At 64.1% G+C, this 12627-nt stretch carries 12 protein-coding genes; 6 read left to right on the top strand and 6 right to left on the bottom strand.

Annotation, left to right across the window (positions count from 1 at the left end):
* Positions 1 to 164: 164 nt before the first annotated feature.
* Together J1M81_RS09675 and J1M81_RS09670 are read right to left on the bottom strand one after the other, a co-directional pair.
* Positions 165 to 1586, bottom strand: a complete 1422-nt coding sequence (locus tag J1M81_RS09675; protein ID WP_206497978.1) for an FAD-binding oxidoreductase — start codon at positions 1584 to 1586, stop codon at positions 165 to 167.
* The gene (locus J1M81_RS09670) at positions 1583 to 3085 is read right to left on the bottom strand and encodes a gamma-aminobutyraldehyde dehydrogenase (RefSeq protein ID WP_206497977.1); all 1503 of its coding nucleotides are present in this window, start codon (positions 3083 to 3085) and stop codon (positions 1583 to 1585) included. The genes J1M81_RS09675 and J1M81_RS09670 overlap by 4 nt, the downstream gene beginning before the upstream one ends.
* A 142-nt stretch (positions 3086 to 3227) precedes the next feature.
* Between J1M81_RS09670 and J1M81_RS09665 the strand changes: the two genes are divergently transcribed.
* Both J1M81_RS09665 and J1M81_RS09660 read left to right on the top strand, forming a co-directional pair.
* Positions 3228 to 3692: an Lrp/AsnC family transcriptional regulator gene (locus tag J1M81_RS09665; RefSeq protein WP_027496424.1), complete on the top strand. Its 465-nt coding sequence runs from the start codon at positions 3228 to 3230 to the stop codon at positions 3690 to 3692.
* The gene (locus tag J1M81_RS09660; protein ID WP_027496423.1) at positions 3689 to 5056 is read left to right on the top strand and encodes an aspartate aminotransferase family protein; all 1368 of its coding nucleotides are present in this window, start codon (positions 3689 to 3691) and stop codon (positions 5054 to 5056) included. Before J1M81_RS09665 ends, J1M81_RS09660 begins: the two co-directional genes overlap by 4 nt.
* A 9-nt stretch (positions 5057 to 5065) precedes the next feature.
* Here J1M81_RS09660 and J1M81_RS09655 read toward each other — a convergent pair whose 3' ends face one another.
* Both J1M81_RS09655 and J1M81_RS09650 read right to left on the bottom strand, forming a co-directional pair.
* Entirely contained in the window at positions 5066 to 6349 is a 1284-nt protein-coding gene (locus tag J1M81_RS09655; RefSeq protein ID WP_032408072.1) for a thymidine phosphorylase, read from the bottom strand.
* Positions 6342 to 6755: a cytidine deaminase gene (locus tag J1M81_RS09650; protein ID WP_027496421.1), complete on the bottom strand. Its 414-nt coding sequence runs from the start codon at positions 6753 to 6755 to the stop codon at positions 6342 to 6344. Before J1M81_RS09650 ends, J1M81_RS09655 begins: the two co-directional genes overlap by 8 nt.
* A 265-nt stretch (positions 6756 to 7020) precedes the next feature.
* Between J1M81_RS09650 and sdhC the strand changes: the two genes are divergently transcribed.
* The 4 genes from sdhC to J1M81_RS09630 are packed head-to-tail and all read left to right on the top strand — an operon-like array spanning position 7021 to position 10435.
* Positions 7021 to 7431, top strand: a complete 411-nt coding sequence (gene sdhC, locus J1M81_RS09645) for a succinate dehydrogenase, cytochrome b556 subunit (RefSeq protein ID WP_072692119.1) — start codon at positions 7021 to 7023, stop codon at positions 7429 to 7431.
* On the top strand, positions 7431 to 7883 hold the full coding sequence (locus J1M81_RS09640) for a succinate dehydrogenase hydrophobic membrane anchor subunit (protein WP_027496419.1): 453 nt from the start codon (positions 7431 to 7433) through the stop codon (positions 7881 to 7883). Before sdhC ends, J1M81_RS09640 begins: the two co-directional genes overlap by 1 nt.
* Before the next feature lie 16 nt (positions 7884 to 7899).
* Entirely contained in the window at positions 7900 to 9651 is a 1752-nt protein-coding gene (gene sdhA, locus J1M81_RS09635; RefSeq protein ID WP_027496418.1) for a succinate dehydrogenase flavoprotein subunit, read from the top strand.
* Position 9652: 1 nt separating this feature from the next.
* Positions 9653 to 10435 carry a succinate dehydrogenase iron-sulfur subunit gene (locus tag J1M81_RS09630; RefSeq protein ID WP_027496417.1) on the top strand — a complete coding sequence of 261 codons (783 nt, stop codon included), beginning with the start codon at positions 9653 to 9655 and terminating at the stop codon, positions 10433 to 10435.
* Positions 10436 to 10497: 62 nt separating this feature from the next.
* Here J1M81_RS09630 and J1M81_RS09625 read toward each other — a convergent pair whose 3' ends face one another.
* Complete coding sequence (locus J1M81_RS09625) at positions 10498 to 11736, bottom strand: acyl-CoA dehydrogenase family protein (RefSeq protein WP_206497976.1); 1239 nt, start codon at positions 11734 to 11736, stop codon at positions 10498 to 10500.
* Positions 11737 to 11821: 85 nt separating this feature from the next.
* Complete coding sequence (locus J1M81_RS09620; RefSeq protein ID WP_032371015.1) at positions 11822 to 12625, bottom strand: ATP-binding cassette domain-containing protein; 804 nt, start codon at positions 12623 to 12625, stop codon at positions 11822 to 11824.
* Positions 12626 to 12627: the final 2 nt, after the last annotated feature.

The following is a 12627-nucleotide window of genomic DNA, read 5'->3' as shown; positions in this document are numbered from 1 at the left end:
TCGGCCACTTGCACCTGAACACCGACAAGCGCTACCAAGGACAACTCCACCGCCCCGCAGCCTAGAATCGTGTCTCACATGTATCGAGACACCCGTGTCCCACATGTATCAAGACAGCACACGTAGCAGAGCCCGAGTTTCCACTCACGTGCGGCGCAGCCGCTCTAACTGTCGAAGCCCAGACCCAACGCGTCCATTCCCTTCAGCCACAATCCCCGCCGTCCCTCGTTGCGGTCTGCACGAGCGAATTGCGCACGAGTGATGTTGATCCCGATCGACTTGAGGGGCTCGGGTGGAAACGGCAACGGCTTGGTACGCACCATCTTCAGGCGTGTCCGTTCGGTGTCCTTGCCGTCGAGTAGGTCGAGCGCGGTGCGGGCCCCGAAGTGCGACGCGCCTACGCCGAGGCCGGTGAACCCGGCCACCGACGCCACTCGCCCGTTCATACCCAGATCCCAGAAGGCACTGAACCGCGAGCACGTGTCGATCGATCCGCCCCACGCGTGGGTGGCACGGATTCCCTCGAGGGCTGGGAACATCTGCAGCAGATGTTCGGCGAGCAACGCGAACTCTTCTGGATGTTGGGTTCGGCGTGGGTCGGTGTCGCTACCGTAGAAGTAGTGCGCGTCCCACCCGCCGAACAGGATGCGATCGTCGGCCGTCAACCGGAAGTAGTGGAATCGATTGCCGGAGTCGGCCAATCCTTCGCGGCCGGACCAGCCGATTACGGCGAGCTGCGCAGACGTCAGTGGTTCGGTCATGATCACGTAGTCCCACACCGGGACTATCCAGTGACGGAGCTTGCGGCGCAACGATTTCGATGCCGAGGTGGCCAGCAGAACCTTGGCGGCCTCGATGGTGCCGTAGCCAGTCTTCACCCGAATACCGTTGCCGGACTTGTCGATCGACAAGGCCTGAGTGTTCTCGTGGATACGCACGCCGAGCGACTCCGCCGCGTCGGCCAGGCCCCAGGCCAATTTGGCAGGATCGATCATCGCGACGTCGGGGTCGAACAGGGCACCGCGCGCCATCGGTGAGGTGATTTTGGCTCTCACTGCAGCAGCGTCGAAGTATTCCATCGGTTGCGACAGTCGTCTCCCCTCGTCGCCGAGCTCACGCAGGTCGTCCACCTGCCAGTCGAAATTGGCGATGTCGAGCTCGCCCGTGCGTTCGATGTCGGCGTCGATTCCGTACTTCTTCGCAGCCGCGCAGATCGCGTCGAGCGTCTCGGTTCCCATCCGCAGCAACTCGGGTAGTTCGTCGGCATACCGGTCGAGTCCGTTGCCCAGTCCGTGCGTCAGGCTGGCCGCGCAGAAGCCGCCGTTGCGTCCGGTGGCGCCCTCGGCAATGCGGTCGCCTTCGAGCAACACGATCGATCTGTCGGGGTTCTCCTCTGCCGCCTGCAGAGCCGCCCACAATCCGGTGAACCCGCCGCCGACGATCACCAGATCCGCAGACGTCGAACCGGAGTGCCGCGGCCTGGGCGTCGGTCGTTCCGGTCGGTCGAGCCAGAAGGGCTGCGGCGCTGCTCCGAGAACCATCGCCACGCCGCGATCGGTGGGTTCGGTAGCCCAGGATGCGCTCATCGTCGTAGCTCCTGATCCTCGGGTCCTGCGCTAGCGAAAACGGTGCGATGCCAGGACTTTCGGGCCACACCGGTGATGTCGGTCATCACGTGTTTGACGGTGAGGTACTCGTCGAGCGAGTAGCTCGACATGTCCTTGCCGAACCCCGAGGCTCCGAATCCGCCGTGCGGCATCTCGCTGATGATCGGGATGTGGTCGTTGATCCACACACAACCGGCGGCGATCTCCCGCGACGCTCGGCCCGCGCGGTACACGTCGCGGGTCCACGCCGAGGCCGCCAGTCCGAACGCGGTGTCGTTGGCCCGCCGAATCGCATCGTCGTCGCCGTAGTGCCGCGACACCGTGAGCACCGGTCCGAACACCTCGTCGCGGTAGATCTCGTCCTGCTCACCCACATCGGCGATCAACGTCGGAGGGTAGAAAGCACCCCTACCGTCCGGGACACGGCCTCCGGTGACGATCCTCGCTCCGGTATCGCGAGCCCGATCCACCATGGCCGCAACCCGATCCCGATGCGCGATCGAGATCAGCGATCCCATGTCGGTCGCCGGATCCGTCGGATCTCCCATGACGACGCGTTCCATCACCTCGGCAACTCCGGCGACGAAATCGTCGTACAGCGAGTCCGCGACGATGGCGCGGGTGGCTGCCGTACAGTCCTGTCCGCCGTTGATCAACGAACCGGCGACGGCACCGTGAATCGCAGCCTCGAGGTCGGCATCGTCGAACACCACGAAGGGTGCCTTGCCGCCGAGTTCGAGCTGCACCCGGGTGCCGTGCACGGCTGCCTGCGACATCACCTGCCTCCCGACGGGAGTGGAACCGGTGAAAGTCATCAGGTCCAGGCCCGCATGCGAGGACAACGCGACTCCGGCCTCCGCTCCGGTTCCGGTGACCACGTTGAACACCCCGTCGGGCAGGCCGGCCTCCGAGGCGAGACGCGCCAGACGCAGCGTGGTCAGAGGCGTGAGTTCACTGGGCTTGAGCACGATGGAACACCCGGCCGCCAACGCCGGGATCGCCTTCCAGACGGCCATCTGCAGCGGATAGTTCCACGGCGTGATCGATCCGACCACGCCGACCGGGTCGCGTCGGATGGCCGAGGTGTGTTCGCGCGAGTACTCGGCCGCCGCCTTGCCGTCCAGATGTCGGGCAGCTCCGGCGAAGAACTCGATGTTGTCGACGCTGCCCGGAACGTCGAACTCCGTTGCCAGACGCACGCTTTTGCCGGTCTGGGCCACCTCTTCGGTTGCGAATTCGGCGTCGGCCGCCACCGATCGCGCCAAGTCGGCAAGCACCGCGCCGCGCTGGGCCGGCGTTGCGGTGGCCCACTGCGGTAGCGCCGAGCGCGCTCGAACGAGAGCCGCTTCGACGTCCTCTGCCGTGGCGAGACCGAACTCGGACACCACGGTTCCGGTCGCCGGGTTCTCGACGCCGCAGCGGTCGCCGCTGCCGTCCACTGCGCGTCCGTCGATCCAACAACCAGGAATGTTCGCCATGACTGCACGATACCGACCGATCCACGGATTCGCCCGGTTTCCGATCCCGCAACAACCGATTCTGTCGTCGAAACAGATATTTATTGCGAATTTCATCGCCTATCGCTTGTGTCGGCGGCGGTGTCGGTGACAAGATCGACCGATGCCGGATCAGTCACCCATCGCACTCGACGACGTCTCCAAGGCGATCATCGAACAACTTCAGGAGGACGGGCGACGCTCCTACGCCGCGATCGGCAAAGCCGTCGGGTTGTCGGAAGCTGCCGTGCGGCAACGTGTTCAACGCTTGACGGACTCCGGTGTCATGCAGATCGTCGCCGTCACCGATCCGGTACAGGTCGGATTCAAGCGGCAGGCCATGATCGGCATCAAGTGCACCGGAGACAGTCATGCACTGGCCGAGCAACTCTCGGCGATCGACGCGATCGACTACGTGGTCCTCACGGCAGGCTCCTTCGACATCGTTGTCGAAGTGGTGTGCGAGGACGACGAACAACTACTACGGATTCTCAACAAACAGATCCGCAGCCTCGACGCGGTCACCAGTACCGAAACCCTGGTCTATCTGAAACTCGTCAAGCAGCAATACAATTGGGGAACACGATGACGCGAACCACATCCGAGCTCGACGCCTCCGCGGCAAAGCATCTGTGGGGCCACTTCACCCGTCACGGCGGCGGGGTCACTCCCCCGATCATCACCCGCGGCGAGGGTTCGACCATCTGGGACTCGAACGGCAAGAGCTACATCGACGGACTGTCGGGCCTCTTCGTGGTGCAGGTGGGGCACGGCCGCGAAGAACTGGCCGAGGCCGCAGCGAAGCAGGCCAAGGAATTGGCGTTCTTCCCACTGTGGTCGTATGCCACCGAGCCTGCCATCGAACTCGCCGAACGGCTCGCCGGATACGCCCCTGGGGACCTCAATCGAGTTTTCTTCACCACCGGCGGTGGCGAAGCAGTCGAGAGCGCATGGAAGCTGGCCAAGCAGTATTTCAAGAAGGTCGGCAAACCAGGTAAGCACAAGGTGATCTCGCGTGCCATCGCGTACCACGGCACCCCGCAGGGCGCTCTGGCCATCACCGGTATCCCGGCACTCAAGGAACCGTTCGAACCGTTGACCCCGGGCGCATTTCGGGTGCCGAACACCAATATCTATCGGGCTGCGGCCCCCATGGACACCGATCCCAAGGCGTTCGGAATCTGGGCGGCCGACCGCATCGCCGAGGCCATCGAATTCGAGGGCCCCGACTCGGTGGCCGCGGTGTTCCTCGAACCGGTCCAGAATGCGGGTGGCTGCTTCCCTCCTCCACCCGGATACTTCGAGCGGGTCCGCGAGATCTGCGATCGCTACGACGTCCTGTTGGTCTCGGACGAGGTCATCTGCGCGTTCGGGCGCATCGGATCGATGTTCGCCTGCAACGACTTCGGCTACGTGCCCGACATCATCACCTGCGCCAAGGGAATGACCTCGGGCTACTCCCCCATCGGCGCGATGATCGCCTCCGACAAGCTCTTCGAGCCGTTCGACGACGGCACGTCGAGCTTCGCCCACGGCTACACCTTCGGCGGGCACCCCGTCTCCGCAGCCGTCGCGATGGCCAATCTCGACATCTTCGAACGCGAGGGGCTCAACGCCCACGTTGCGGACAACGCACCCGCGTTCCGCGCGACGCTCGAAAAACTGCACGATCTGCCCATCGTCGGCGATGTGCGCGGCGAAGGGTACTTCTACGGCATCGAGTTGGTGAAGGACAAGGCCACGAAGGAAACGTTCAGCGACGCCGAAGCAGAACGCATCCTCCGCGGGTTCCTGTCCACCGCCCTGTTCGACGCCGGGCTGTACTGCCGGGCCGACGATCGCGGCGACCCGGTGGTACAGCTGGCTCCGCCACTGATCTGCGGGCAGAAGGAGTTCGACGAGATGGAACAAATTCTGCGCAGCGTGCTGACCGAGGCGGGCAACCTGATCTGATCGCCGGTGCTACTGCCCGATACGGTCGATGACGAGGGGGGTCGGCTGCGCGGCGGTGGTGCCGATCTCCCAACTGCCCTCGAGGGCCTGCTGCGCGTAGTCGAACTTCTCCGGGGTGTCGGTGTACAGGGTTGCGAGCCGATCCCCGGCCCGCACCCGATCGCCCGGCTTGGCGTGCAGACGCACCCCGGCTGCGCTCTGTACCGGCTCGCCCTGCCGCTCCCGGCCCGCGCCGAGCCGCCACGCCGCGAGGCCGACTCCCATCGCGTCCAAGCCGGTGACGACGCCGTCCTGCGTCGCAGTGAATTCCTGGCTCTCACGGGCGACGGGCAGCGCGGCGTCGGGGTCGCCGCCCTGCGCGGCGATCATCGTGCGCCAACGGTCCATGGCGGACCCGTCGGCAAGCTTGTCGGCCGGATCGATGCCCTCGATCCCGGCCGCGGCGAGCATCGTGCGTGCCAGCGTGATCGTCAGCTCCACGATGTCCGCCGGCCCGCCGCCGGCCAGTACCTCCACCGACTCCTGCACTTCGAGCGCGTTGCCCGCGGTGAGGCCGAGCGGTGTGTCCATCGCCGTCAGCACCGCCAGGGTCCGTACGCCCGCATCCGTTCCGAGTTCGACCATCGCCGTTGCCAGTTCGCGTGCATCGTCGACGTTCTTCATGAACGCGCCCGCCCCGACCTTCACGTCGAGCACCAACGCGCCCGTGCCCTCGGCAATCTTCTTGCTCATGATCGAACTGGCGATCAACGGAATCGACTCGACGGTTCCGGTGACGTCGCGCAGGGCGTAGAGCTTCTTGTCGGCCGGAGCCAGATCTGCGCCTGCCGCGCAGACCACCGCGCCCACGGCCGGGTCGGCAAGAATCCGGTGCATCTCGTCGCCGCTGAGATCAGCTCGCCATCCGGGGATGGACTCGAGCTTGTCCAAAGTGCCCCCGGTATGTCCCAGCCCGCGGCCCGACAGTTGCGGCACCGCCGCTCCGCACGCAGCGACCAAGGGTGCGAGCGGCAGCGTGATCTTGTCTCCGACGCCACCGGTCGAGTGCTTGTCCACGGTAGGGAGCGGCAACGCGGAGAAGTCCATTCGCGTGCCCGACGCGATCATGGCGTTCGTCCATGTGCTCAACTCCCGGCGCGACAATCCGCGCAGCAGAATTGCCATCGCCAACGCCGACATCTGTTCCGGCGCGACGCTTCCGCGGGTGAACTCGGCGATCACCCACTCGATCTGCTCGTCGTCGAGAACGCGTCCGTCGCGTTTGGCGCTGATGATCGATACGGCGTCAGGCATGGTTGTTCACGCGTCCTTCGTCGAGGTTGTCGGGGCCGAATGCGTCCGGGAGCAACTCTGCCAGTCGACGCGGCCCGGTGGCGGTATCGACGAGCAGATCCGCGCCGCCGAACTCGTACAGCAACTGCCTGCACCGCCCGCACGGCATGAGGATCTCGCGTCGGGAATCGCAACAGGAAAAGGCAACGAGCCTGCCCCCGCCGGTCGAGTGCAGGTTCGACACCAACCCGCACTCGGCGCACAGGCCCAAACCGTATGAGACATTTTCCACATTGCACCCGGTGACAATGCGATTGTCGTCCACCAGAGCTGCCGCGCCCACCGGAAAATTGGAGTACGGGGCGTATGCGTGCCTCATGGCCCCATGGGCATTGTCGCGCAACGCATTCCAGTCGATTTCGTTCATGGTCACCCATCCAATCACGCTGTCTGAATTGATGCAGAAATCTACCCGAAACCGCCCGATTGAATTGGGAAGGCAAACCTAACACGGGATTTCGGCACCATACGAACCTCGAGTCGAATTAGTTCCGTGTTTCGAATGGGTTTACAGTTTCTATCAAGCGGCTAGTACAACCAGCACTAGGGCCGAATCGCGACAAATCGAGCCAGGTTAAGCCCGGCCACCGGGCTCGACGCGTCCACCAACGACGTTGGAGGCATTGCACTCGATGAGTAGCACGACGGAAGCCGCTCCGGTCAAGGAGCGCAAGCGGTCTCTGTACCGCGGGGACCCGGGAATGTGGTCCTGGGTCCTGCACCGCATCACAGGCGTGTTGACGTTCTTCTTCTTGTTCGTCCACGTTCTCGACACGGCGATGGTTCGGGTCAATCCCGAGACGTACGACGCCATCATCGAAACCTACAAGACCCCGCTCGTCGGACTGATGGAACTCGGCCTCGTCGCGGCAGTGCTGTACCACGCGTTGAACGGCATCCGAGTCATGCTGATCGACTTCTGGGCCAAGGGACCGCAGTACCAGAAGCTGATGCTCTGGGTCATCGCAGTCGTCTGGCTCGTCGTCATGATCCCGGGCGCGGGACGAATCTTCTACAACATGTTCACGGCGGGTGGTCACTGATGTCGACGCAGGGTCCCGAGGCGAAGGTCCTCGGCACGAACTACGACCGTCCGGCCAGCCTGGCCAACCCGCGTTCGCCGCGGCGTCAGAGCAAGGGCAACTTCGAGCTCTACGCGTGGCTGTTCATGCGGTTCTCCGGCCTGGCACTAGTCGTGCTGGTCCTGGGCCACATGTTCATCATGCTGATGCTCGACGACGGCGTGCACCGCATCAACTTCGCCTTCGTCGCCGGCCGTTGGGCCAGCCCGTTCTGGCAGTTCTGGGATCTGACGATGCTGTGGCTGGCACAGCTGCACGGCGGCAACGGTCTGCGCACCATCATCGCCGACTACTCCCGCAAGGACTCGACGCGATTCTGGCTGACGACCTTGCTGGTGCTGTCGATGATCCTCATCATGGGCGTCGGCACCTACGTCATCTTCACCTTCGATCCCAACATCTCGGCGAGCTAAGGACACTGACGCTTACATGCAGGAACATCGTTACGACGTACTGATCGTCGGCGCAGGCGGTGCCGGAATGCGTGCTGCGATCGAAGCCGGACCCCGTGCTCGGACAGCCGTATTGACCAAGCTCTACCCCACCCGCTCCCACACCGGAGCAGCTCAGGGCGGCATGTGTGCCGCCCTGGCCAACGTGGAGGAAGACAACTGGGAATGGCACACGTTCGACACTGTCAAGGGCGGCGACTACCTCGCCGACCAGGACGCGGTGGAGATCATGGCCAAGGAGGCCATCGACGCCGTCCTCGACCTCGAGAAGATGGGTCTTCCGTTCAACCGGACACCCGAAGGAAAGATCGATCAGCGACGCTTCGGCGGCCACACCCGTGACCACGGCAAGGCACCCGTTCGCCGCGCGTGCTACGCAGCCGACCGCACCGGTCACATGATTCTGCAGACGCTGTACCAGAACTGCGTCAAGCACGACGTCGAGTTCTACAACGAGTTCTACGCGCTCGATCTCTGCCTGACCGAGACGGACGACGGGCCGGTTGCCACCGGCATCATCGCCTACGAACTCGCCACCGGCGAACTGCACATCTTCCACGCCAAGTCGATCATCTTCGCGACCGGCGGCTCGGGACGTATCTACAAGACGACCTCCAACGCGCACACTCTGACCGGCGACGGCATGAGCATCGTGTTCCGCAAGGGACTTCCCTTGGAGGACATGGAGTTCCACCAGTTCCATCCGACCGGCCTCGCAGGCCTGGGCATCCTCATCTCCGAGGCCGTCCGCGGCGAAGGCGGCATTCTGCGCAACGAGTCGGGTGAACGCTTCATGGAGCGGTACGCCCCGACCATCAAGGACCTCGCTCCGCGCGACATCGTGGCGCGGTCGATGGTGCTCGAGGTTCTCGAGGGACGCGGCGGTGGTCCCAACAAGGATTACGTCTACATCGACGTCACCCACATTCCCGAGGAAGTTCTCGACGAGAAGCTCCCCGACATCATGGAGTTCTCGCGCACCTACCTCGGTGTCGACCCCGTCAAGGAGCCGGTGCCGGTCTACCCGACCTGTCACTACGTCATGGGCGGTATCCCCACCAAGATTCGCGGTGAGGTGCTGCGCAACAACGAGGACATCGTCCCCGGCCTGTACGCGGCAGGTGAGTGCGCCTGTGTGTCGGTGCACGGCGCAAACCGTCTGGGAACCAACTCGCTGCTCGACATCAACGTCTTCGGTCGTCGTGCGGGCATCGCCGCGGCCGAGTACGCCAACTCGGTGGACTTCACCCCGCTCCCCGAGGAGCCGGCGAAGATGGTGCAGGACTGGCTCGAGCTGATCCTGTCCGACCACGGTCACGAGCGGGTGGCCGACATCCGTTCCGAGATGCAGCAGTCGATGGACAACAACGCGTCGGTCTTCCGCACGCAGGAACGCCTCGAGACGGCGCTGAAGGATGTGCGTGCCCTCAAGGAGCGCTACAACCACATCACCGTCGCGGACAAGGGCAAGCGCTACAACAGCGACCTGCTCGAAGCCATCGAACTCGGCTTCCTGCTCGAGATGGCCGAGGTGACCGTCGTCGGAGCGCTCAATCGCAAGGAATCGCGCGGCGGACACGCTCGCGAGGACTTCCCCGATCGCAACGACGCCGAGTACATGAAGCACACCATGGCCTACAAGGAGGGCGAAGGTTTGCTCACCGAGATCCGCCTGGACTACAAGCCGGTAATCCAGACCCGCTACGAGCCGATGGAGCGGAAGTACTGACATGAGCGCACCCACACTGGACAAGAAGTCCGAACAGAACGATCTGCCTCCCGTGCCCGACGGCGCGGTCATGGTCACGCTCAAGATCGCTCGTTTCAACCCCGAGAGCGGCGACGGCCAGTACTGGGACACCTTCCAGGTCCCCACGCTGCCCACCGACCGTCTGCTCAACCTGCTGCACTACGTCAAGGGCTACCTCGACGGAACTCTGACGTTCCGTCGCTCGTGCGCCCACGGCGTCTGTGGCAGTGACGCGATGCGCATCAACGGCGTCAACCGTCTCGCCTGCAAGGTGCTGATGCGCGACATGCTGCCGAAGGATTCGTCGAAGACCCTCAACATCACCATCGAGCCCATCCGTGGCTTGCCGGTGGAGAAGGATCTCATCGTCAACATGGAGCCCTTCTTCGACGCGTTCCGCGCCGTGAAGCCGTTCCTCATGACGACGGGCAACGAGCCGACCCGCGAGCGCATTCAGTCGGCTGCGGACCGCGCCCGTTTCGACGACACCACCAAGTGCATCCTGTGTGCGTGCTGCACCACCTCGTGCCCGGTGTTCTGGAGCGACGGAAGCTACTTCGGTCCGGCGGCCATCGTCAACGCGCACCGGTTCATCTTCGACAGCCGTGACGAGGGTGCCACCGAGCGTCTGGACATCCTCAACGACGTCGAGGGTGTGTGGCGCTGCCGCACCACGTTCAACTGCACCGACGCATGCCCTCGTGGCATCCAGGTGACCAAGGCCATCCAGGAAGTCAAGCGCGCACTGCTGTTCGCTCGCTGAATCTCCACGGCTACGACGAAAGCGCCCCTTCGCAGACGCGAAGGGGCGCTTTCGTCTGTCCGTCACACGAACGCGCTGTAGCCCGTCACGCCGCGACCGACGATGAGATTGTTGATCTGAGCGGTGCCCTCGTACGAGTACAACGCCTCGGCATCGGAGAAGAACCTGATGACCTCGTGCTCGATGAGAATTCCGTTGCCGCCCATGATCTCTCGGGCCCATCCGACCACCTCGCGCAGACGCGTCGTGCAGAACGTTTTCGCGAGCGCCGCATGCTCGTCGTGATGGACGTCGTTGCCCTGCAGTTGTGCGACGCGAACGGCCATCCCGAGGGACGCAGTGATGTTCGCCGTCATACGCGCGATGAGATCGGCGATGAGCTGGAACGAGGCGATCGGGGCCCCGAACTGCTCCCGTTCGCGCGCGTAGGCGACGGCTCGCTCGTACGCGCCCATCATGACGCCGACGGCTTGGAACGCCACTCCCCCGCGGGTCAGCCGCAGCACCTTGGCGGTGTCGGCGAACGAGTTGGCCTCGGCCAGCTTGTTGGCGACCGGGACTCGGCAGTTCTCGAGATGGACGTCGGCGTTCTCCACGGCGCGAAGCGAGTACTTTCCTTCGATCTTCTCGGCCCGGAATCCCTCGAATTCCTTCTCGACCACGAAGCCCTTGACCTCGCCGTCGGCCTCGTCCTTGGCGAAGACGATCGTCAGGTCCGCGAAGGTCGCATTACCGATCCATCGCTTGCTTCCGTTGAGTATCCAGTGGTCTCCATCGAGGCGAGCCGTGGTCTCCAGCCCGCCGGCGACGTCCGATCCGCCGTGCGGTTCGGAGAGTCCGAACGCCCCGATCGTCTCCATCCGCCGCATGCTGGGCAACCAGCGCTGCCGTTGTTCCTCGGAGCCGAGGATGGAGATACTGCTCATGGCCAGCGAACTGTGCACGCTGAACATCGTTCCCGTCGATGGGTCGACCCGCGCGAACTCCATTTCGAGCCAGCCGGTGAGTAGCTTGCGGGAGGCCTTGCGGTCCACAGGAGTGGAGCCTGCGGAACGACCCGGTTCCTTGAAGGCGTATCCCAGACCCGCGATTTCGAGGTCGGCGATGGCCGGCATCAGGTGTACCGGTGAGACGGCCTTCTCCCAGAACTCGTTGGCTCGCGGCGCAACCTGCTCCTGGAGGAACCGGCGGGTACGCAGCACCACGTCGACTTCGGCCTCGTCGAGCAAGCCCTGATACCCGTAGAAATCCGATTCGAGGAAGTCCGGCGACAGTGGCCCGAGGGGCTCGTGCTTGCTCATGGTCGACTCCTTCGTCCGGTGCCGCGCTCGGGCACCACTACTGCTCTTCTACCCGCCGCGCCCCTGTCTCACCCATCGCGGGTCGTCAGCGACCGAGTTCGTGGGTGAGGGTTGCGAGCTCCTGGCCCCCGGCCATTTCGGTCGTGAGCTCGTCGAGCGAGATGTCGTCGTAGGTGCAATCCAATTTCTGGCGGCCGCGGTCGAGCAGGACGAAATGATCGCCCACCAGGTACGCGTGGTGAGGATTGTGGGTGATGAACACGACGCCCAGTCCCTGCTCTTTGGCGGCGGAGATGTAGCGCAGCACCATCCCGGATTGTTTGACTCCCAGCGCCGCGGTGGGCTCGTCGAGAATCAGCACACGGGCTCCGAAGAAGATCGCGCGCGCAATTGCCACGCATTGCCGCTGACCGCCGGACAGCGCCCCGATGGGGGCATCGACGTCGGGCAGATCGATGCCCATCTTGCGCAGCTCTTCGATGGTCGTCGCGCGCATGGCGTTCGTGTCCAGAGTCTTGAAGAATCTGCCCTTCGTGAGCTCCTGGCCGAGAAAGAAGTTGCGCCACACCGGCATCAGCGCGACCACGGCAAGATCCTGGTACACCGTCGCGATACCCAGGTCGAGAGCATCCCTCGGCGAGTCGAACGTCCTCGGTGTGCCGTCGACGAACAGCTCCCCCTCGGACTGCTTGTGCAGGCCCGCCATGATCTTGATCAACGTGGACTTGCCTGCGCCGTTGTCACCGAGAACTCCGGTGACCTCACCGGCACCGACGCGTAGGTCGATTCCGTGCAGCGCAACGATGTTGCCGTAGTTCTTACCGACGTTCTTCAGCTCGATGAGCGGCGCCGACGGCGACTGGACGGGCTGGTCCGAGGAGGTAGTCATGC

The organism is Rhodococcus sp. KRD175 (assembly GCF_017168275.1).
GTDB lineage: Bacteria > Actinomycetota > Actinomycetes > Mycobacteriales > Mycobacteriaceae > Rhodococcoides > Rhodococcoides fascians.
This window is presented reverse-complemented; position numbering and strand designations above follow the sequence as displayed.

Bases quoted from the DNA above. Each gene is read 5' to 3' on its own strand.
- J1M81_RS09675 (WP_206497978.1), bottom strand. From the start codon at position 1,586: ATGAGCGCATCCTGGGCTACCGAACCCACCGATCGCGGCGTGGCGATG.
- J1M81_RS09670 (WP_206497977.1), bottom strand. From the start codon at position 3,085: ATGGCGAACATTCCTGGTTGTTGGATCGACGGACGCGCAGTGGACGGC.
- J1M81_RS09665 (WP_027496424.1), top strand. From the start codon at position 3,228: ATGCCGGATCAGTCACCCATCGCACTCGACGACGTCTCCAAGGCGATC.
- J1M81_RS09660 (WP_027496423.1), top strand. From the start codon at position 3,689: ATGACGCGAACCACATCCGAGCTCGACGCCTCCGCGGCAAAGCATCTG.
- J1M81_RS09655 (WP_032408072.1), bottom strand. From the start codon at position 6,349: ATGCCTGACGCCGTATCGATCATCAGCGCCAAACGCGACGGACGCGTT.
- J1M81_RS09650 (WP_027496421.1), bottom strand. From the start codon at position 6,755: ATGAACGAAATCGACTGGAATGCGTTGCGCGACAATGCCCATGGGGCC.
- sdhC (WP_072692119.1), top strand. From the start codon at position 7,021: ATGAGTAGCACGACGGAAGCCGCTCCGGTCAAGGAGCGCAAGCGGTCT.
- J1M81_RS09640 (WP_027496419.1), top strand. From the start codon at position 7,431: ATGTCGACGCAGGGTCCCGAGGCGAAGGTCCTCGGCACGAACTACGAC.
- sdhA (WP_027496418.1), top strand. From the start codon at position 7,900: ATGCAGGAACATCGTTACGACGTACTGATCGTCGGCGCAGGCGGTGCC.
- J1M81_RS09630 (WP_027496417.1), top strand. From the start codon at position 9,653: ATGAGCGCACCCACACTGGACAAGAAGTCCGAACAGAACGATCTGCCT.
- J1M81_RS09625 (WP_206497976.1), bottom strand. From the start codon at position 11,736: ATGAGCAAGCACGAGCCCCTCGGGCCACTGTCGCCGGACTTCCTCGAA.
- J1M81_RS09620 (WP_032371015.1), bottom strand. From the start codon at position 12,625: ATGACTACCTCCTCGGACCAGCCCGTCCAGTCGCCGTCGGCGCCGCTC.